Genomic DNA, 19,657 nt, shown 5'->3' on the forward strand with positions numbered 1-19,657 from the left:
CTTCACCTTTTGTTCGATTACTCGTCAGAATTGAGCAAACTTGGTCGTTTATTTATCGTTGATTGCTGCTAGTCCTGGTAATTCTTTACCTTCAAGCAATTCCAAGCTTGCGCCGCCACCTGTTGAGATGTGTGTGAATTTGTCAGCAAATCCTAATTGTTCTGCTGCTGCGGCTGAGTCTCCGCCACCGATGATTGTTGTTGCGCCTTCTAAGTTAGCGATTGCTTCACAAACACCGATTGTACCTTTAGCAAAGTTACTCATTTCAAATACACCCATAGGTCCGTTCCAAACAACTGTTTTTGCACCTTGTAATGTATCAGCAAATAATTTTACTGATGCTGGGCCGATGTCTAAAGCCATCAAACCATCAGGAATGTCTCCTTCGATTACTTGTGTTTCAACATCATTTGAAAATTCTGGTGCACAGACATTGTCGATTGGCAAGACAAGTTTGTCGCCTGCTTTTTCGATTAATTCTTTTGCTAGTTCCACTTTATCAGCTTCTACTAGAGAGTTACCGATCTTGATTCCTTTTGCTTCGTAGAATGTGTAAGTCATTCCGCCACCGATCAAGATTTTATCTGCTTTAGGAATCAAGTTTTCGATTACGCCGATTTTATCAGAAACTTTTGCGCCACCAAGGATTGCAATCATTGGTCGTTTTGGTTCTTCTACTGCTTCACCGATGAACTTGATTTCTTTTTCCATCAAGAATCCAGCAACTGTTGGGATACCAGTTGAAGCGATACCTACGTTAGAAGCATGTGCACGGTGAGCTGTACCGAAAGCATCGTTAACAAATACATCGCCTAATGAAGCCCAGTATTTACCTAGTTCTGTATCATTTTTGCTTTCTTTTTTACCGTCAATATCTTCAAATCGTGTATTTTCGAATACGACAACGTCGCCGTCATTCATGTTGCGGATTGCTTCTTCTAATTGTTCTCCGCGAGTTTCAGGTACGAATGTTACTTCTTTACCTAATAATTCGCCTAGACGTTTTGCAACTGGAGCTAAAGATTTTCCTTCTTTATCTTCTTCTGTTTTTACACGTCCAAGGTGAGAGAAAAGGATTGCTTTTCCGCCTTGTTCTAGAACGTAGTTGATTGTTGGCAATGCTGCTTTGATACGAGTGTCGTCAGTGATCACGCCGTCTTTCAAAGGAACGTTGAAGTCAACACGGACAAGAACTTTTTTGTCTTTTAAATCGATATCTTTCACTGTTTTCTTAGCCATTTTATTTCCTCCTGAATAAACTTATTATCAAAAAAAGCGGAAGAAGCGCGATTGCTTCCCCGCTTTTAAATGTACATGTCTATAATTTACACTTGTACGTTTGTCTATCTTATAAGTTAGCGAAGTATTCTAAAGTACGTACTAATTGTGCAGTGTATGACATTTCGTTGTCGTACCAAGCAACAGTTTTAACTAATTGTTTGTCGCCAACTGTCATTACTTTAGTTTGTGTAGCATCAAATAATGAACCGTAAGTCATACCAACGATATCTGAAGAAACGATTTCGTCTGTGTTGTATCCGTAAGATTCGTTTGAAGCTTCTTTCATTGCTGCATTGATTTCGTCAACAGTTACTTCTTTTTCAAGAACTGTTACTAATTCTGTTAATGAACCTGTTGGTACAGGAACACGTTGAGCAGCTCCGTCTAATTTACCGTTCAATTCGGGAATTACTAAACCGATAGCTTTAGCAGCACCTGTTGAGTTAGGAACGATGTTTGCAGCAGCAGCGCGTGCACGGCGGAAGTCACCTTTAGGATGAGGTCCGTCTAGAGTCATTTGGTCACCTGTGTAAGCGTGGATAGTTGTCATTAATCCTTCAACAACACCAAATTTGTCGTTCAATGTTTTAGCCATAGGAGCTAAACAGTTAGTAGTACATGAAGCACCTGAGATAACTGTTTCTTTACCAGTTAATGTTTCGTGGTTTGTGTTATAAACGATTGTTGGAACATCGTTTCCGCCAGGAGCAGAGATAACAACGCGTTTAGCACCAGCTGTTAAATGTTTTTCAGCTGCTGATTTAGAAGTGAAGAAACCAGTACATTCTAGAACGATATCTACGCCTAGTTCGCCCCATGGTAATTCTTCTGGGTTGCGGTTAGCTAATACTTTAACTTCTTTTCCGTTTACGTTGAATGAACCTTCATGAACTTCAACTGTTCCGTTGAAACGTCCTTGAGTTGTGTCGTATTTTAACAAGTGTGCCAACATTTTAGCATCTGTCAAGTCGTTGATTGCTACTACTTCGATTCCATCTACATCTTGGATACGACGGAATGCTAGACGTCCAATACGTCCAAAACCATTAATACCTACTTTAACTGTCATTTAAGATTTCCTCCTTATGAAAATCAAAAAAATATTTATTTTAAAGGGTTACCCCTTTTAAAATCTCATTTGCAGCAGCTTCATCAGTGATGAGCCACGTTTGTTTTGGTGCATTTTTCATATAAGCTCGAATTGCTTTAGCTTTTGATTTTCCGCCCGCGATTGCCATGATGATCGGGACTTTTTCCAAATCTTGCAATTCTATGCCGATTCTAGGGACCTTATAAACGACTTCACCTTTTTCATTGAAAAAGTAGCCAAAAGATTCCGCAACAGCATTTGCTTGTTTCAGCATGACTAATTCTTTTTCAGTCATCTTACGACGTGCTGCCATGTGTAATGCACGCCCAATACTATGAATAACACAATTCGCTTCACTAATCAAGTTTAAGACTTCTTGGATAGATGGCTCATTGAGTAAAGAATTGTAAGTTGCCAGACTTAATTGTTCCGGAACATAAAGTGCGCGGTGGTTACCGTTTGCTTTAGCAGCCATTCTTGCACTGACAGAATTTGCCTGTACAGTTATCGCTTCACCAATCCCGCCTCTTGCAGGGACAAACAGGTTATGCCGTTTCTTATTTTCCAGATTAGACAATTGTTCGGCTACCACAGCCATAGTAGTTCCTCCCATCACAGCGATGATATTCTCGCCTTCTGGAAGTAGTCGGTCTAAGGCTTCGCTCAGCGCTTCGCCGAATGCATCAGCCACTTTGGTCTGCTCTTCGCTGTTTCCTGAAACAACGATACAGCGTTGGTTACCAAAATATTCTGCCAACTGTTGTTCGGTTTGATGCGTACCTAAAAGCTGATCCATGAAGTTTTCAAGGCTTTGATAAACTTCTTCGCCCTTAGTTGTCAGCGTCATACCGCTTTTTGAGGTGTCGATCAAATTCAGATTTTTCAAAAGGTCTGTTTCTGTTCGTAAGACTCGTTCTGTGATCCCCATACTTTCCGATAAACTTCGACGCCCAATCGGCTGCATCCAATAGATATTTCGTAAAATTTTATAGCGTTCTTGCAACACTTCGATAATATCTGGTGCAACAGATTCAATCATTTTTATTTCATCCAGCATAGCGATCTCCTTAGTTGGACACTTTACGTCCAATGTAGACTTAAAACGACCCATATACGATAAAAAAAGAAATTAACTATTCGAATTTCACATCAATAAAGGGAAATCTCAACCTCACGACTGTAAGTCTAACAGTTTTGCTCTCGTTTTTCAACTAAAAAGACTAGAAAAAGTGAAATACTTTTTCTAGTCTTTTGACTGATTAGTTATCATAACGTTTTCTTTTTGATGAACTCGGGATTCCTAATAAATCACGATATTTTGCTACTGTTCGTCTTGAGATCGCTATCTCATCTTTTTTCAGCAATTCAACCAATTTCTGGTCAGACAACGGCTTGTTTTTGTCTTCTTGATCGACTAATTCCTGCAGCTTTTTCTTCGCTGTATCTGCTGAAAGGTCTTCTGTCTGTTCTGTACTATTCGTAGGAATTCGTGTAGTGAAAAATTTTTTTAATTCAAATACACCGAAGTCTGTTTCCAAATATTTCCCGTTGACTGCACGACTGACCGTGGATTCATGCACATCTATCTCAGTTGCAACTTCCTTTAACGTAAGAGGCTTGATTGGACGTTCCTTGTCGATAAAGAAAGCTTTTTGCCGGGAAACAATGACTTGAGCAACCCGCAAAATTGTATCCCCACGTTGTAGGATCGTTTTCTTCAACCATTCGAATTCCTGTTTCCGTTCTTTTAAATAATTTTCAGTTTCTTTATCTGCTTGTTGTGACATTTGTTTGAAGTAACTCTCTTGAAAGCGTATATTTGGCTGATTTTTTCGGTTTGAGATAACTTGTACATTTTTATCGTCGTCCACTAATACCCGGACATCAGGAATAATGTACAATTCGCTGCTACGGTCGAAAATCCGGCCAGGGCTTGGACTCAACGTTTGTAAATAGTCGAATATCTGCTGAACAGCATGTAGATCAACAGAAAAACGTTGTGCGATTTCTTTCCATTTTCGCTCCACCAGTTCCTCAAAACATTCTTCCAACACGATATAAGCTAATTCCGGCGCATAATCATCTCGTTCTGTTTGAAGCATGAGACATTCTTGCAAACTACGTGCACCTACTCCAGCTGGTTCTAATTGCTGAATCAGAGTCAACGCATCGAGCATTTGGATAGGCGTAGCTCCAATCTCTTTTCCGGCTTCTTCTAAACTAATCGTCAAAAATCCGTTCAAATCGATGTATTCTACAAGATAAAGAACGATTTTCCTCAAAAAAGTATCTCGGTAATTCAAATGGACTTGTTCGATCAATGAATCAAATAAAGACCCTTTTGTATCAGGAATCTGATTTAGGTAATTTGTCTCTTCTCCTTCATAAGAAGATGAAGAAGCTTTTATGTAATCTGGCTGCCATTCCGGCTCAACAACTTCCACCAATGGATTTTCCATTGCTTGATTCTCAACGAATGCCAACAGCTCCTCACTGTTATATTGTAAAACTTGGATGGACTGTTGCAACTGTTGCGTCATGGCTAGTTTCTGTGTCTGCTGCTGTTTTTGTGAAAAATTTTGCTCAAATTTCATTTTTTTGTCCAATCCCCTTGTAATTTTTTATCTGTTTAGTTACAATTATCCCAGTGCTTGCGTCCTTAGTGTAGTGGATATCACGTAAGATTCCGGTTCTTGAGACGGGGGTTCGATTCCCTCAGGACGCGTTCTACTGCTATTTTAGCATAATTTACGAATAGTTGCTTCTTTATTTTTAAGTGAAAACTGTCCGCCAAAGAAAATTGGCTCTTTGTCAATAAGGACTGATGAGTTGTGCAAAATCAAATCTGAGTCAGAATGAACCACATTCTGGCTCAGATTTTTTGTTATCTTACATTGATTAATTGATTGATCAAAAAGATTCTAATTCTCATGTTCTCAAATGATTTAAATCCGTAGGATACTCGTTTCATTGTCTTTATGTGGGTATTCTTCGCTTCTATTTTTCCATTGGAATAAGGATAGATCATTGCGTTGGTGATGCCTTCTTCATAGGTCAGAAGGTTTTGAAGCTTTTCCCGAAAGCTGTCATCTAACGTTTCGGGAAGTTCTGCCAATAAGGAGAAAAATAAGTCAGGGTCTTTGTCTCGAAAGGCTTCAACTAATTCATGAAAAAAGGGATACGCCTCCTTTAGGGGCGGAGAAAACTCAAGCAATCGATCAATCATCATTGCTTCAGTAAGAAATGGGTATTTTGGTGCTCGGAAACTTTTCCATGTTTTGTATTCATAATGGTTGATGTTTGCACGATTTTTTAGCAAAAAGCGCCAGTTCTTTTTCAGTTTTTCTGCCTGGCTTTTCTGTCCGGCTTTACGAAGTTCATTCATTTCACGGATACGCAACTCATTGAACGCTTGATTCATGTGTTTGACAATATGAAACCGATCAATCACGACTTTCGCATTTGGCAGAACACGTTTGGTGAGCTGGAAGTAGGCGGCGTTCATGTCTGTCACCAAGAATTCTACTTCTTCTGGATTGGTACAACCTAAGAAATAGCTTGTTAATCGAGGTAATTTACGCGTAGGCAAAACATCTATTAATTTTCCTGTTTCGCCATCCGCGCAAATAAAGCTCATCTTATCTTCTATGGAAGCATGCGAACGAAATTCGTCAACCATCAATACTCTGGGGAGGATCTTCTTAGATTGCTTTGGTAAATAGCTTTTAAACTCTTTCAATGTACGAATAACGGTGGTCAAAGATACCTGACAGCTTTTCGCAATAAAAGATAAAGATACTTTTTCAGTCAGTAAAGAAGCAATTTTATATCTAACATGATTTGCGATTGAATGTCTGGGTTGGACAAAATAACTTTGAGCCGTCCAATGGGTGCGACAGTTTTTACAGGTATAGCGTTGCTTTTTTAGGCGCATAACCAAAGGCATATGATTGTATTGTTCAAAACGGACAATCGTTTCCTTTTTTCCATTTTTCACTATAATTGCTTTCCCGTTTCCATCTACCACAGTAGAACCACAACTTCTACAAGCACGAGGAGTAGGCGAGAGAACAGCATCGACGACCAACGTCTTTTTCTTCTGAAGGGTCTCGTAAGAGACCTCTGTAATCATCAAATCTTTCTCTGTTATTCTCAGCATTTTTTTGATAGAATCATTCATATAGCGTATCGTCCTCTCAGTTGTTTATTTTGTGGTGATTTAATCATACTAGAGAACGATATGTTTTTTAATACCTAAAATGAAAATGGGGCTGAAGAATCAATTCTGATTCATCAGTCCCATAAATTATAGAGCCAGAAAATTGGTGGACAGTTTTTTGTTGTACCTGTATAGATATTGTTAAGCCTTTGCAAGTAAGGTAGTTATGTGTTCAACTACTTATTAAAATGTGTTATTTATTAAAGATACTTGTCTCACTTACTGAACTGGCCGATGATCGTTTCTGCCATAATAGTTCTCGACAGCCGTTGGATGCCCTAATAAATCCCCAACTGTCGTGATGCGATACCCTTGCTCTTTCAGATAATCGATCACTTGAGGAACGGCACGAATCGTTTCAGGATAGATATCATGGAATAAAATAATTGCCCCATCGTATACTGTTGCTTGGATCTTCTGCAAAATCAAATCAGGATTTCTTGTCTTCCAATCTTCTGAATCAACAGACCATTCGATGATCGGTCGCTGGATGATCGTTGCTCCTACATTCGTGACAGAACCATAGGGCGGACGAACAAAAGTGGGGGTTTTGCCAGTGACTTTTTTGATCTCAGTGTCTGCTTTCGTCACTTCCTCCGTCATCGACTGGGCAGAAAGAGTGGCCAGATTCTGATGATCGTATGTGTGATTGCCAATCTCGTGCCCTGCTTCAGCTGTCTGCTTCACGATTTCAGGATGCTGCGCCGTATTTTCTCCTAAGACGAAAAAAGTGGCATGCACGTTTTTTTCTTTTAAGATTCGCAGAAGCTGCGGTGTTGTGGTCGCTCCTGGTCCATCATCAAAGCTGATTGCGACGCTTTTGACAGCCGGATCTCGGCTCGTTTTTGTACTGTCTTGTGTTGATTGTGATGACTGACTTTGTACCTTTTCCGCTGATTCTTGAATGGCTTCTTTGACGTTAGCTGTTTCAGTTGATTGGCTTTTAATGGTTGATTGTTCTGATTGTTTGAAAGATTGTGACGAATGCTCCGAAGAGTGTGTTTGTCCTTTTACTTCGGTGATCAAGGAGGCCACCGAAGTAATTTCGAAAAACAAAAGCACGGATAAAGCAATAATACTGATAACTAAATAATTTCTTTTCACTATATCTCTTCTTTCTCTTTTTCTCTTCTTATTATTTACTTGTACTTACTTGAAAATTGAAACTGCTAGTCGCAACTACTTCTCGTCTAATGATCCAAATAATCTTCCGATGCCAAAATCGTTTTTGTCACGGACTTAGGAATGACAAATTCTGGTGTACCCATATAACCAGGAGCAATTTCGTATTGAGAAAAAGTCAAAACTAATTGATGCTCTTTGTTCAAATAAAAACTTCGTGTAGGCGTAACAAGTGTTGGTTTTTCTATCGTCCCTTCTTGAATATCTTGCTCAGTCCAATAGTACTTAGATGGATCTTCCTTGACTTGTTCGGCCATCTGCCGTTTGACTTCTTTTGTCAAAACAGATAGATAGGTGTCATCTTTGAATAAAAGTGGAAGTGAGAGCTGGACACTGTTTTTCTTGTCGATTGTGTCGTATCTTTTTTCAACATGGCTATCTGCTGCTGTTTGGGTGATCTGCCTTTCAATCACGAGAAACCGGTTATCGTCTACGATTTTCTGATAATCTCCCAAAACTTGGTAATGATCCGTTTCAAAATTTCCATATTCTTTTTCAGCTTTTTCAAAATCTGCTTGTCCTTCGCGAAAGTATTTTTGATTTAATCCATGAATTGTTTTATTTTCTTTCTCATTTTGTGTATTGATCTTCGGTACCTGAATATCGATTTTTTCAGATCGATCAGTAAAGCGTTCGCCTAAGATCAATTCAATGACTGATCCTAAGATGGGTAAATCTTCTGCAAAGCTTCGAACTTGACTATTAAAAAGAAGGCTACTTGTTGTAATCATTACGATAGCCAAAGATACTCCGAACCCTTGGAGACGTCTCTTTCTCCGCTTTGCTTTTATAAATGATTGCTCTTCGATAATAAAACGCTGGCGGATCTCCTCTTTAAGCCCTTTGGGAATTGCTTGTTCTTTATAAGTTTTCTTTAGTTTTTTTAAATTTTCTTTTTGGGAATACATGGCACTCTTCTCTCCTTCATTCTAGGATTTGACGTAAAGCATTCAATGAGCGGTACATTTTCGTTTTAACTGTGTTTTCATTCATATCCAAGATAGTCGCAATTTCTTTCAAACGAAATCCTTCAAAAAAGTAGAGGATCAGAATCTCTTTTTCCGGACTGTCTATTTTATCTAAAATCATATGGAGCTCTGCAACGGAAGTTTCTAAAGGTAACTGTTGGGGGATATCTTGAATTTCAAATAAGTCCACAGGCGTCCTTTTTTGTCTGCGCCAACTATCTAATGCCGTGCGGATCAATATCCGATAAAACCATGCACTAAAATGCTCGATCTCTTTTTCTTTTTCAAAATAGTTCAGGGCTTTATGAAAACTATCTTGCATCACATCTAAGGCCTCTTCTTTATCATGTACGTAATTCATCGTGATACGGAACATTTTTTGATAATCAGTTTCGATGAGTCCATTCAGCAGGTGACGGTATTTTTCGATCTGCCGTTTTTTCTTATATCCAGTAAAAATCATTCTCCACTCCTTTCTGCCTCACTTAATATGACGTACAAGGTGCGCTAAAAGTTTCAATTTTTTTATTTTTTATGTATTTACTTGGGATTTTTATATACAAAAAAGAAGGTGTGACAAAAATCGTGTCACACCTCCTTATTCTGATAGGCTGATCGTCTCTGTCACAACCTCTCGTAAGAAAATAATGTTTATTCTTTTTCAGAGTCAGAAAATTCTTCCTCTTCATAATCTTCATCATCATCGTCTTCGTCTATGATACTTAAATCTTCTTCGATATTTCCTGGCAAGTCTTCTTCATCATCTGTCGGGTCATCTGCTCCGATTTCTTGCAAGTCAGAATTATAAGCAGCGATTTCTTCATCTTCATCATCATCGTCATCAAACAGATCATCGTCATCTTCTTCTGTCAGATCTGTATCTTCTGGGTCATCGTCATTGTAATCGATCGCGTCTTCATCATCATTGATAAAGGCGTTGACTTTCTTGCGTTTACGGCGACGTGGAGTATCTTCATCCTCTTCGTCCATTCCATGGTTTACTTCTTCATCGATCGAATCGATAGCATACCATGAACGCAAGCCCCAACGATTATCCCCTAATGAGATAAAGCTGCCGTCAATATTCAAGTCAGTATAAAATTGTGCGAGTGAATCACGAATTTCACTGTCTGATTTCCCAAGATAGTTTTGGATCTGGTTAGCTAAATCAGAAAAATCCATGACATCGCCACGTTGTTCTAAGATCGCGTGTGCTACTTCGATCATTGATAATTCGCTTTTGTTTGCACCTTCAAATACACTAATTTCCAATCAGGACACGTCCTTTCACAGTCTACTCCTTATCATACAAAATCAGACACAAAAAATCAAACTTTTCTTTTATATTTACGCTGTAAAATCCAAGGTCAAATAATATTCGCCGATTTTTTCCGGTCCCATGAACAGATCATAATCGATTCGAACCTTCCCTGCTGTGGGACGGTCTTTCAAACTAACATGCAGTTCTTTCGTAAAAGTAGCAATCTGGATCATACCGTATGGTGTTCGATAGGATGTTTCTAACCGTTCTTTATAGCCAAATTTCAAACGCATCCGCATTTCTCCTGCACGGATCAGCTGTACATGACCATCTGGAACTAATTTGATCGTTACAGGAATCTCATCGCCCGTCTCCTCCTGAATCTCTTTATAACGTATGTACAGCGTATCGCCAATTGTCACCATTTGCCCTTTCAAATCAAAATAAAAATCTTGCACTTCCCCTTGCTGTTTTACTTTTGTACGCAATTTGATTGAAATCGGTGTTCCTTGTGATAATTCCATTATTCATTCTCCTTTACTTCTCATAGCTACATTGTTCCTAGTTTCTTTTGTTTTGTCAACCAACTTGTCCATTTTTACAGAAAACCTTTTTTCCAAAACAACTCTTTGATTTTAGAGTATAATATTGTAGAAAATATGAATTTATACAAAGGAGCCGGTTGAATGAACCCTGCGATTCGACTAGATCAGCACATTTATCAAAAAAACGACTTTTCCCCTTTTGCATTAACAGATATATTAACGGAATATTCTAAAGAACACCAGCAAATCTTTTTACATTTCTGGCAATATGACTGCACAGTCATCTTAGGTATGAAGGATGTTCGAACTCCTTTTCTAAGTGACGGGATCCAAACACTGGAAGATGCAGGTTACGCTCCAGTGATCAGAAATTCAGGTGGATTAGGGATCGTATCAGATGAAGGAATTTTGAATATTTCTTTGATTTTCCCCCAAAGTGACACAAAAAAAATAACCATAGATGACGCTTACGAGCAAATGCTCCTATTGACTAAATACGCTTTTCCAAAGGCACCGATACAAGCATTCGAAATCACCCATTCTTATTGTCCTGGAACTTATGATTTAAGCATCCATGGCAAAAAATTTGCCGGTATCGCTCAGCGTCGGATCAAAAATGGGATTTCTGTTATGATGTACTTAAGTGTCAACGGTAATCAGGAAAAACGTGGGCAAGTCATGAAGCGATTTTATCAATCTGCTTTAAAAGAAGACTTTGGTACAAATGGCTATCCTGCAGTGGATCCTGCTACAATGGCAACACTTGAAGAACTGCTTGACCAACCCCTTTTTGTAAAAGAAGTCAAAGAAGCATTTGCAAAAGCTTTTGAAAAGCTGTATTCTGCAAGTGATTTACAGGATTCTACCGACTGGCTAAAAAAAGAAATCCAGCTGGAGCAATGGAACAACCAAATCCAGAGAATGGAACAACGTAATAACATAAAGGAGCTACATTATGACAACCCCTTATAAATATCAAATGCTGCCTATGGAAAAAGTTTTTCGTGATCCAGTCCATAACTATATCCATGTCCAGCATCAAGTAATCTTAGATTTGATCAATTCGAAAGAAGTCCAACGTCTACGACGCATTAAACAATTAGGCACTTCTTCTTTCACTTTTCACGGAGCAGAACATAGCCGTTTTACTCATTCATTAGGCGTTTATGAGATTTCAAGACGAATCTGCGATATCTTTTCTCGAAATTTTTCAAAAGAAAAAATAGGCAACGGAGGCTGGGATGATCAGGAACGGCTGGTGACTTTATGTGCGGCACTGTTGCATGATGTCGGTCATGGTCCTTACTCTCATACATTTGAACATATCTTCCATACGAATCATGAAGCCATCACTGTAGAGATCATCACTTCTCCAGAAACAGAAGTGTATCAGATTCTTAACCGAGTAGAAGAAGGTTTTCCTGAAAAGGTAGCTAGTGTGATCCAAAAAACTTACCCCAACCCACAAGTTGTCCAAATGATTTCTAGTCAGATCGATGCAGATCGAATGGACTATTTGCTTCGGGATGCTTATTTCACTGGAACAGAATATGGAACATTTGATCTTACCCGAATATTACGTGTGATTCGTCCTTATGAAGGCGGGATCGCTTTTTCCATGAGTGGCATGCATGCAGTGGAAGATTATATCGTTAGCCGATATCAAATGTATGTGCAAGTGTACTTCCATCCTGTTTCCCGTGGTATGGAAGTAATTTTGGAGCATCTGCTTCATCGCGCACACGAGTTGTATCAAGAAGATGCCAGCAGTTTTGAACTCCATTCTCAATTACTTCTGCCATTTCTTGACGGAAGCTTTACTTTAGAAGAATACCTCAAACTTGATGATGGGGTCTTGGGCACTTACTTTACTCAATGGTCTGAATCTGCTGATCCTATTTTAAATGATTTAGCTAAACGTTTTTTGAATCGTAAACCACTGAAATCTGCTACTTTTTCTGGCAACCGGGATTCAAAATTAGTCCAAGAACTCACTTTGTTAGTAGAAAAGGTCGGATATAATCCTGTTTATTACACTGCTGTGAATTCTAGCTACGATCTACCTTATGATTTTTATCGCCCAGAACAAGGCAGACATCGCACACAAATCGAGATTTTGCGAAATGACGGAACTTTGATAGAATTATCACAGGTTAGTCAGCTTGTTGCTGCATTAGCGGGACAAGAACAAGGAGATGAGCGATTTTTCTTTCCAAAAGAAATGGTTGATCCGTCCTTGCGTGATCATTATGATTTATTTGACGAAACTTATCAAGAATTTGCCAGCCATATCCGTAATGGCGCATTGATTGAAATAAATTAAAATATATTGGAGGAAATTATGTCTATCAAACTAGTCGCTATCGACATCGATGGTACTTTATTAAATGAGAAAAGAGAAGTAACAAAAGAAGTAAAAGAAGCGATTGCCGCTGCTGTTGCAAAAGGTGTTTCGATCGTTTTATGCACTGGCCGTCCCTTACCAGGTGTCCAGGAACAGTTAAACGAGTTGAACCTTTTTCAAGATAATGATTACGTTATTACTTATAACGGGGCACTCGTACAACAAACGAAATCAGGTAAAATCATCGCCCGTCACGGACTGACACATGAAGATTTCCTAGAGATCGAAGTAATGGCACGCCGTGTCGGCAGTCATCTCCATTCGATCGATGACAAAGCGATCTACACGCCTAATCGAGATATCAGCGCTTATACGATCCACGAAGCAAGTTTAGTCAAGATGCCGCTAAAATATCGAACACCTGAAGAAATGACACCAGACATGAACATCGTCAAAATGATGATGATCGACGAACCAGAAATTTTAGATGCAGCAATTGCGCGTTTACCGCAAACTTTCCGTGATAAATACACAACGGTCAAAAGTGCGCCCTATTACTTCGAAGTACTAAATAAAGAAGCAAGTAAAGGTGCGGCAGTTGCGAATCTCGCACAGCACCTTGGTATTGATCAAGATGAAATCATGGCTATCGGAGATAACGAGAACGACTTATCCATGATTGAATATGCTGGTCTAGGAGTAGCAATGGGAAATGCCGTTTCTCTTGTCAAAGAAGCAGCAAATGTCATCACTTCATCAAACGACGAGCACGGTGTAGCTGAAGCAATCAAAAAATATGTACTGTAATAAATAAAAAAACTGAGAGAAAGCTGATCTACTCGCTTTCTTTCAGTTTTTATTTTTTTCGATCCATCTCTCGACTGCCCATCGGTGGCTACCACGTTTCAATTTCACAAGCGCTTCTTGAGGGCTCACCCACCAAATTTTATTGGTCTTTTCAGTTGGTTCTCCTATACGCTTCCAAGAATCAGCAACAAAGAAATATCCTGGATTATAATAATAAGTTGCACGATAATTCGAGTAAAAATACTCATCAGCTTCTCCCAGATAAGAAGAAATTTCTGCCACAATTCCCATTTCTTCTATCAGCTCACGGACAATCGCTTCTTCTTTCGTCTCTTCTCCTTCAATTTCCCCGCCAGGAAGAAAAAAAGCACCATTTGGAGCCTCGATTACTGCAATCTGCTGATCTCTTTCTATGACAATATATGCTGCATAACGGGTTTGATAATCAGCAAATTGCTTTTTTTCACCAAAAATTGGTTTATCCATGAATAGTTTCCACCTTAACAGTTTTATTTTCTATCCATTTTACATGAGAAATTTCTCATGAACAAGCACAAATCAACTATTTCCTTACTTCTTTTTGTTATGATTGAGTAAAAGGAAAAGGAGAGATGAATCTATGAAAATGGCTCACACATGTGTTCGAGTGAAAGATCTTGAAGCATCAATCGAATTTTATCAAAAGGCATTTGGTTTTGAAGAAAGCCGCCGCCGTGATTTTCCAGAAAACAAATTTACACTTGTTTATTTGACACTTCCTGGGGATGACTATGAATTAGAGTTGACTTACAACTATGATCATGGTGCGTATGATCTAGGAGACGGCTATGGTCATATCGCTATAGCAGCTGATGATCTAGAAAAATTACACGAGCAACATAAAGCTGCTGGTCTTGAGATTACTGACTTAAAAGGATTACCTGGCACTGCGCCTTCTTACTACTTTGTCATTGACCCTGATGGTTATAAAATCGAAGTCATCCGAGGATAGTTAGTATGGGGCATTTTACTCTTGATTGAATAAAAAACAAACACCAATAATTAAAATGAGACGCAAACTTTTCATTAAATTGAAAAAGTTTGCGTCTTTTTTTAACAACCATTGTAGCTATAAGGTTGCCACTCTCCACCAATTTATTTTTAATTCATTTGAAAGAAATCAAATAAACGAGGTACCTTTAGAAAACAAAACTGCTTTTCCTCCTATTATCACACGATCTTCTTTTAATTCACATTCTAGATCCCCGCCCCTTGATGACATTTGATAAGCTGACAATTTTGTTTTATTCATTCTTTCTGCCCAATAAGGAATAAGATTAGAATGTGCTGATCCACATACTGGATCTTCATTGATTGTTAATTTTGGAAAGAAGGTTCTAGAAACAAAGTCTTTTTGCACACTTTCTGCTGTCACGATGACTCCTATTCCTAATTCAAAATTTTTGATAGCTGTAAAATCTGGCTGCAATTTAGCCACCGTTTTTTCATCTTCTAATACGAAAAATAAATCACGTGCTAAGTAGGCTTCTTTAATCTTAGCCCCAATCGCTTCTTCATATTCAGACAATATCGGCACTTTTTTCGGCATAATACTAGGAAAATCCATGTAATAATAATCTTTAATTCTTGTCACAAATAGATTACCGCTTTGAGTAGAAAATTTAATCGTTTCATCAGGTATTTTGTAATAGTTAAATAAAACAAATGCTGTTGCTAATGTCGCGTGACCACAAAGATCGATTTCTCGATCTGGCGTAAACCATCTAAGCTCAAATTCTTGGTTTTTCTTCACTGTAAATGCTGTTTCAGATAAATTGTTTTCAATGGCAATTTTTTGCATCGTACCTTCTGGCAGCCATTCTTCTAGCACATAAACCGCTGCTGGATTTCCTTTGAACACCTCATCTGCAAATGCATCAACTACGTAATAATCTAAGTTCATTTTAAAGCCCCTTTCTCTAATTTGTTATAAATATATTCTGCACAACAAAGATCTTCAATAGCTAGACCAACTGCGTCGAAAATCGTCGGCCTCGATTCTCCTTTATAAAATGTTTTTTTCTCAGAAACTAATTCGCCTAATGTACCAACAATACAAGATTCCTCTAAATCTCCTTCTGCCATGGCTATAAGCAGGTCCCCGCTTTCTGTTAAGGCAGCTGAGTAATCATCTACATAGATTTGAGAAGTTTCCATCAACGATGTACTTATCTCTCTTGTATCAGGAGTAAATGTGCCCACAGCATTGATATGTGCGTCTTCCCTTACCCACTCTTTTTGAAGAAATGCCTCTTTACTAGAGGTCAACGTACAAATGATTTCCGCTGGACGTACTGCATCTTCTACTGATATTGCATTTATAAACGTTATTTTAGGATACTGTTTTTTAGCTTTAGCGATAAAAGTATTTCGTCTTTCTTCTAAAATATCGTAAACAAACACTGTAGTGATGGGACGAATGGTAGAAATCGCAGTCAAATGCGACAATGCTTGTTGACCAGCTCCAATTAAAGCAAGTGTTTCTGCATGCGGATTTGCTAAGTAATCTGTTGCCAGCGCAGATACAGCAGCTGTTCGAATCCAGGTGACTGCATTTGCGTTTATCAATGCTTTGGGTAGTCCGTTTTGAGCATCAAACAAGAAAATCTCTCCTAAATGAGAAGGTAAATGATACTGATGATTATCCGGAAAAGCGGTAATGACTTTTGTGCCAAAATATCTGTTCTCCCCCAAATAAGCAGGCATCATCGCAAACATATTTTTGCCTTTTCCGTCAGGTAAAATTTCCACCAATCGAGGATTTTGGCTGATTTTACCACTTTCATAATCAAAAAAACATTTTTTCATTACTTGAATCGCTTCTTCAAAACTAAAAGAAGCTACTACTTCCTCAAAATTAATAATTTTCATAGACAATTCCCTCCTCACAAAAGATTAACTTCTAAAATCAATACAATCAATGGTAAAATTGTATGGTATACAATTTTAAGGAGTGGAGAAAATGCCTATTAATTCTTATGACAATTACCCGTTAACTTGGCGACCAGACAAACAAAAATTGAAGCGTCCTTATTATCGATCGTTGATTCAACAATTAGAACAAGATATTTTAAAGAATAAATTACAGAAAAACACTCAGTTACCCTCCCAAAGAGAGCTAGCTGATTATTTAGATTTAAATTTTACTACCGTTGGCAAGGCTTATAAATATGGAATTGAGAAAGGTTTGCTGTATACGAATATTGGAAGTGGCACATTTATTTCTCCCAATGTCTTTGAGTCCATCACCATCTCTACCAATGAAGTAACCGAACATATCATTGATTTTGGTCTGGTTAGTTCTTTTGAAGAATGTAATAAATTCGTTGTCCCGTTTATTCAATCAACTAGTAATAACCCAAATCTTGTTGGTTTGCTTAATTACCAAGATCCCAAAGGCACAAATTTTCAATTGACTACTGCAGCAAATTGGTTAAAAACTCAAGGAGTCATTCCGTCCTTAGAATCTCTATCTATTGTTTCCGGTGTTCAAAATGGATTGGCTATCACACTTTCTGCACTTTTCTCTCCAGGTGATAGAATAGCAACAGACCGATATACATACGCTAATTTCATTGAATTGGCTCAGTTATATCATTTAGAGATCGTTCCAATTGATTTTGACGAGCAAGGAATGCGACCTGATATATTGATTCAGGAATGTAGAAAAAAGAAGATTCATGGTGTCTTTCTTATGCCTTCTTGTAATAATCCTATAGGGTTTCAAATCTCTCACAAAAGACGAGAGCAATTAGCCGAAGTGATTGAAAAAGAAGGTCTATGGGTTATTGAAGATGATATCCATTCATTTTTAACAACTTACTATCAACATACGATCATTCCTCCTTTCCAAAATTTATTACCTAACCAAACAATCTACTTAGCTGGAATGACAAAATTTATTTGTTCTGGATTGCGAGTTGCTTATCTTGTAGTTCCAGTACATGTCCAAAGCAAGATAGAACAAGCAATTTTTAATATAAATGTGAAAACTTCTGGATTAGATGTGGAAGTCATCACTCAAATCCTCCATTCAAATGAAGCAAATAGGATCTTAGAAACTAAATTAAGTCTTACAAAAAGAGCCAATCAGCTTTTTGATTCTCTTTTCAAAGTAGAAAAACCAACGAATCGTGTCCCTTACTATCGAATTCTTCCAGTTGATCCTGAGATTGACCCTAAGATAATTGAGAATGACTTTCTTGCTAACGGTATCCGACTTTATCATTCCAGACGCTTTACTACACGTGCGCAACCAGATGCATTCGTTCGAATTTCCCTATCCTCTAATAACCTTGAAATTTTAGCTTCTGGACTAAGTATCGTAAAAGAAAAAATAAAAAAATATGAATTATAACCTATTGATAAATAAAGGAATCAAATCTTATTGATTCCTTTCAATAAAAAAGAGGCACTACCCGAGGTTCAACAACGGGTAGTGCCTCAAAAAATAAACGAACATTTTGCACTTAAAGTATCCAAGAAGCAAGAAAAATTATTTTATTTTCTTATTTTACTAAATCACTAGGTTTCTGTCAGAAGATGAAATTATCCAATCATGACACTTTCTTCTGGATATTTGTATTTTGATTGTGTTCTTTGTGCTTTTGTCATCAGAGAGAAGACCACAGTCAATACACCAACTCGTCCAATGTACATAAGCGCTATAATGATCAATTTCCCTATTGCAGTCAAGTCTGGCGTCAATCCCATCGTAAGACCTACTGTACCAAACGCAGAGAAGACCTCAAAAGCAATATATTCGATGCCAGAAGTTTTAGGTATCGTTTCAGTCACCGATAAAATCATGATGGCGACTACACACAACGTCAACGTAACAAAAAATAAAGTAAGTGCCCGCAACACTGCGCCTTGTCGGATGGTACGGCCAAATGCTTCCGCTCTCGTACGTCCTTTCAACATCGAACGCATCTGGATCAGCAACACACCTAACGTAGTTGTTTTCAATCCGCCGGCCGTCGACCCAGATGTTCCGCCGATGTACATCAAAAACATCGTTAAAATCAGACCTGCATGGCTCATATGGAGGTAATCAACTGAATAATATCCAGCCGTTCTAGGTGTCACACTCATAAAAAAGGTGTTTGCCAATCGTTGAAACATATTCCCTTCCACTAGCGTTGCCCCATTGCGCTCTGTGAAAAAGAACACAACGAATCCGCCTAATAAAAGGGTACCTGTAACGGTTAATGCGATTTTTGAATGAATCGTCATCTTCTTTTTCTGATGATATTCCAGTAAATCACGCCATACGATGAAGCCTAACCCACCAGAAATGATCAAAGCAGATACCACCATGATCAAATAAACATTTTGCTGGTGATTGGCTAAACTGTCTCCTAACAAATCAAACCCTGCATTACAAAAACTAGAGATTGCATGGAACAAACTGTACCAGATACCTTTCAACCAGCCAAATTCAGGCACAAATACAAAAGATAAAGCAACCGTACCAATCAATTGGATCACAAAGGCCAATTTTAGGATGTAAAGCATGAGCTTCATCACACCTGATACTTCTTCTAGATTCAGCGCTTCTTTTAATATAATACGTGTGCTGAGACTGACTTTCTTCTTTATCAATGCAAAGCATAGAATCGGAACCATCATAAAACCAAGACCGCCGATCTCAATCAAAAGCATGATCAAAAATTGACCAGCACTGTTCCAATGCTCTGCTGTATTCAATGTTGTCAATCCCGTTACACAGACAGCAGAAGTTGCAGTGAAAAGCGCATCGATAAAATTTGTCCCATGCCCACTATTACTAAAAAATGGTAGGGTAAGTAGGCCGCCGCCAACTAAAATCAGGAGAAAAAATCCTAATGCGAGAAGCTGAACAGCCGGCAAACGTTTCTTTATTTGTTTGCTTTGTTTAATCATCGTTTTCCTCTTTTAAA

Annotated in this window: 19 protein-coding genes and 1 tRNA gene; 6 read left to right on the top strand and 14 right to left on the bottom strand. The window is 38.3% G+C overall.

What is annotated here, in order from left to right:
- Nucleotides 1-48 precede the first annotated feature (48 nt).
- The 4 genes from ACIFUW_RS10215 to rpoN form a co-directional block, all read right to left on the bottom strand.
- Nucleotides 49-1,239: a phosphoglycerate kinase gene (locus ACIFUW_RS10215; RefSeq protein WP_002295135.1), complete on the bottom strand. Its 1,191-nt coding sequence runs from the start codon at nt 1,237-1,239 to the stop codon at nt 49-51.
- A 109-nt stretch (nt 1,240-1,348) separates the two neighbouring features.
- Nucleotides 1,349-2,350, bottom strand: coding sequence for a type I glyceraldehyde-3-phosphate dehydrogenase (gene gap, locus ACIFUW_RS10220; protein ID WP_002292818.1), 1,002 nt, complete (start codon nt 2,348-2,350; stop codon nt 1,349-1,351).
- A gap of 40 nt (nt 2,351-2,390) precedes the next feature.
- Complete coding sequence (locus tag ACIFUW_RS10225; protein WP_002321448.1) at nt 2,391-3,482, bottom strand: sugar-binding transcriptional regulator; 1,092 nt, start codon at nt 3,480-3,482, stop codon at nt 2,391-2,393.
- A 148-nt stretch (nt 3,483-3,630) separates the two neighbouring features.
- Nucleotides 3,631-4,965 carry an RNA polymerase factor sigma-54 gene (gene rpoN, locus ACIFUW_RS10230; RefSeq protein ID WP_002295132.1) on the bottom strand — a complete coding sequence of 445 codons (1,335 nt, stop codon included), beginning with the start codon at nt 4,963-4,965 and terminating at the stop codon, nt 3,631-3,633.
- A 59-nt stretch (nt 4,966-5,024) separates the two neighbouring features.
- Here rpoN and ACIFUW_RS10235 point away from each other — a divergent pair.
- Nucleotides 5,025-5,096, top strand: a tRNA-Arg gene (locus ACIFUW_RS10235).
- A gap of 159 nt (nt 5,097-5,255) precedes the next feature.
- Here the strand turns inward: ACIFUW_RS10235 and ACIFUW_RS10240 are convergent.
- From ACIFUW_RS10240 to ACIFUW_RS10265, 6 genes are all read right to left on the bottom strand, one after another.
- Nucleotides 5,256-6,551 (bottom strand): ISL3-like element ISEfa11 family transposase, encoded by a 1,296-nt coding sequence (locus tag ACIFUW_RS10240; protein WP_002297218.1) that lies wholly within the window; start codon nt 6,549-6,551, stop codon nt 5,256-5,258.
- A 258-nt stretch (nt 6,552-6,809) separates the two neighbouring features.
- Nucleotides 6,810-7,694, bottom strand: a complete 885-nt coding sequence (locus tag ACIFUW_RS10245; RefSeq protein ID WP_002295129.1) for a polysaccharide deacetylase family protein — start codon at nt 7,692-7,694, stop codon at nt 6,810-6,812.
- A gap of 86 nt (nt 7,695-7,780) precedes the next feature.
- Nucleotides 7,781-8,680 (bottom strand): RsiV family protein, encoded by a 900-nt coding sequence (locus ACIFUW_RS10250; RefSeq protein WP_002296447.1) that lies wholly within the window; start codon nt 8,678-8,680, stop codon nt 7,781-7,783.
- A gap of 16 nt (nt 8,681-8,696) precedes the next feature.
- Entirely contained in the window at nt 8,697-9,203 is a 507-nt protein-coding gene (locus ACIFUW_RS10255; RefSeq protein WP_002295126.1) for an RNA polymerase sigma factor, read from the bottom strand.
- Nucleotides 9,204-9,391: 188 nt separating this feature from the next.
- On the bottom strand, nt 9,392-10,012 hold the full coding sequence (gene rpoE, locus ACIFUW_RS10260) for a DNA-directed RNA polymerase subunit delta (RefSeq protein ID WP_002292825.1): 621 nt from the start codon (nt 10,010-10,012) through the stop codon (nt 9,392-9,394).
- Between the two features lie 75 nt (nt 10,013-10,087).
- Nucleotides 10,088-10,525 carry a DUF1934 domain-containing protein gene (locus ACIFUW_RS10265; RefSeq protein ID WP_002295125.1) on the bottom strand — a complete coding sequence of 146 codons (438 nt, stop codon included), beginning with the start codon at nt 10,523-10,525 and terminating at the stop codon, nt 10,088-10,090.
- 162 nt (nt 10,526-10,687) lie between these two features.
- Between ACIFUW_RS10265 and ACIFUW_RS10270 the strand changes: the two genes are divergently transcribed.
- Genes ACIFUW_RS10270 through yidA form a run of 3 tightly spaced genes read left to right on the top strand, consistent with a single transcriptional unit; the run spans nt 10,688 to nt 13,697 of the window.
- On the top strand, nt 10,688-11,518 hold the full coding sequence (locus ACIFUW_RS10270; RefSeq protein ID WP_002303367.1) for a lipoate--protein ligase family protein: 831 nt from the start codon (nt 10,688-10,690) through the stop codon (nt 11,516-11,518).
- Entirely contained in the window at nt 11,502-12,869 is a 1,368-nt protein-coding gene (locus tag ACIFUW_RS10275) for an HD domain-containing protein (RefSeq protein ID WP_002295121.1), read from the top strand. The genes ACIFUW_RS10270 and ACIFUW_RS10275 overlap by 17 nt, the downstream gene beginning before the upstream one ends.
- An 18-nt stretch (nt 12,870-12,887) precedes the next feature.
- Nucleotides 12,888-13,697, top strand: coding sequence for a sugar-phosphatase (gene yidA / locus ACIFUW_RS10280; RefSeq protein ID WP_002295119.1), 810 nt, complete (start codon nt 12,888-12,890; stop codon nt 13,695-13,697).
- A gap of 42 nt (nt 13,698-13,739) precedes the next feature.
- On the opposite strand, the gene ACIFUW_RS10285 is transcribed toward yidA, so the two are convergent.
- Nucleotides 13,740-14,183: an NUDIX domain-containing protein gene (locus ACIFUW_RS10285; RefSeq protein ID WP_002295117.1), complete on the bottom strand. Its 444-nt coding sequence runs from the start codon at nt 14,181-14,183 to the stop codon at nt 13,740-13,742.
- A gap of 133 nt (nt 14,184-14,316) precedes the next feature.
- Between ACIFUW_RS10285 and gloA the strand changes: the two genes are divergently transcribed.
- Complete coding sequence (gene gloA / locus ACIFUW_RS10290) at nt 14,317-14,688, top strand: lactoylglutathione lyase (RefSeq protein WP_002295115.1); 372 nt, start codon at nt 14,317-14,319, stop codon at nt 14,686-14,688.
- A gap of 168 nt (nt 14,689-14,856) precedes the next feature.
- Here gloA and ACIFUW_RS10295 read toward each other — a convergent pair whose 3' ends face one another.
- Together ACIFUW_RS10295 and ACIFUW_RS10300 are read right to left on the bottom strand one after the other, a co-directional pair.
- A complete protein-coding gene (locus ACIFUW_RS10295; RefSeq protein ID WP_002295114.1) occupies nt 14,857-15,639 on the bottom strand; it encodes a PhzF family phenazine biosynthesis protein in 783 nt (260 codons plus the stop codon).
- On the bottom strand, nt 15,636-16,607 hold the full coding sequence (locus tag ACIFUW_RS10300; protein ID WP_002296449.1) for an ornithine cyclodeaminase family protein: 972 nt from the start codon (nt 16,605-16,607) through the stop codon (nt 15,636-15,638). Before ACIFUW_RS10300 ends, ACIFUW_RS10295 begins: the two co-directional genes overlap by 4 nt.
- A 91-nt stretch (nt 16,608-16,698) precedes the next feature.
- On the opposite strand from ACIFUW_RS10300, the gene ACIFUW_RS10305 reads away from it, so the two are divergent.
- Nucleotides 16,699-18,093 (top strand): aminotransferase-like domain-containing protein, encoded by a 1,395-nt coding sequence (locus ACIFUW_RS10305; protein WP_002296450.1) that lies wholly within the window; start codon nt 16,699-16,701, stop codon nt 18,091-18,093.
- 191 nt (nt 18,094-18,284) lie between these two features.
- On the opposite strand, the gene ACIFUW_RS10310 is transcribed toward ACIFUW_RS10305, so the two are convergent.
- On the bottom strand, nt 18,285-19,640 hold the full coding sequence (locus tag ACIFUW_RS10310; RefSeq protein ID WP_002295106.1) for a TrkH family potassium uptake protein: 1,356 nt from the start codon (nt 19,638-19,640) through the stop codon (nt 18,285-18,287).
- Nucleotides 19,641-19,657 lie beyond the last annotated feature (17 nt).

The sequence above is a fragment of the Enterococcus sp. PLH-Efm8 genome (assembly GCF_053011625.1).

Bases quoted from the DNA above. Each gene is read 5' to 3' on its own strand.
- ACIFUW_RS10215 (WP_002295135.1), bottom strand. From the start codon at position 1,239: ATGGCTAAGAAAACAGTGAAAGATATCGATTTAAAAGACAAAAAAGTT.
- gap (WP_002292818.1), bottom strand. From the start codon at position 2,350: ATGACAGTTAAAGTAGGTATTAATGGTTTTGGACGTATTGGACGTCTA.
- ACIFUW_RS10225 (WP_002321448.1), bottom strand. From the start codon at position 3,482: ATGGGTCGTTTTAAGTCTACATTGGACGTAAAGTGTCCAACTAAGGAG.
- rpoN (WP_002295132.1), bottom strand. From the start codon at position 4,965: ATGAAATTTGAGCAAAATTTTTCACAAAAACAGCAGCAGACACAGAAA.
- ACIFUW_RS10240 (WP_002297218.1), bottom strand. From the start codon at position 6,551: ATGAATGATTCTATCAAAAAAATGCTGAGAATAACAGAGAAAGATTTG.
- ACIFUW_RS10250 (WP_002296447.1), bottom strand. From the start codon at position 8,680: ATGTATTCCCAAAAAGAAAATTTAAAAAAACTAAAGAAAACTTATAAA.
- ACIFUW_RS10255 (WP_002295126.1), bottom strand. From the start codon at position 9,203: ATGATTTTTACTGGATATAAGAAAAAACGGCAGATCGAAAAATACCGT.
- ACIFUW_RS10265 (WP_002295125.1), bottom strand. From the start codon at position 10,525: ATGGAATTATCACAAGGAACACCGATTTCAATCAAATTGCGTACAAAA.
- ACIFUW_RS10270 (WP_002303367.1), top strand. From the start codon at position 10,688: ATGAACCCTGCGATTCGACTAGATCAGCACATTTATCAAAAAAACGAC.
- ACIFUW_RS10275 (WP_002295121.1), top strand. From the start codon at position 11,502: ATGACAACCCCTTATAAATATCAAATGCTGCCTATGGAAAAAGTTTTT.
- yidA (WP_002295119.1), top strand. From the start codon at position 12,888: ATGTCTATCAAACTAGTCGCTATCGACATCGATGGTACTTTATTAAAT.
- ACIFUW_RS10285 (WP_002295117.1), bottom strand. From the start codon at position 14,183: ATGGATAAACCAATTTTTGGTGAAAAAAAGCAATTTGCTGATTATCAA.
- gloA (WP_002295115.1), top strand. From the start codon at position 14,317: ATGAAAATGGCTCACACATGTGTTCGAGTGAAAGATCTTGAAGCATCA.
- ACIFUW_RS10295 (WP_002295114.1), bottom strand. From the start codon at position 15,639: ATGAACTTAGATTATTACGTAGTTGATGCATTTGCAGATGAGGTGTTC.
- ACIFUW_RS10300 (WP_002296449.1), bottom strand. From the start codon at position 16,607: ATGAAAATTATTAATTTTGAGGAAGTAGTAGCTTCTTTTAGTTTTGAA.
- ACIFUW_RS10305 (WP_002296450.1), top strand. From the start codon at position 16,699: ATGCCTATTAATTCTTATGACAATTACCCGTTAACTTGGCGACCAGAC.
- ACIFUW_RS10310 (WP_002295106.1), bottom strand. From the start codon at position 19,640: ATGATTAAACAAAGCAAACAAATAAAGAAACGTTTGCCGGCTGTTCAG.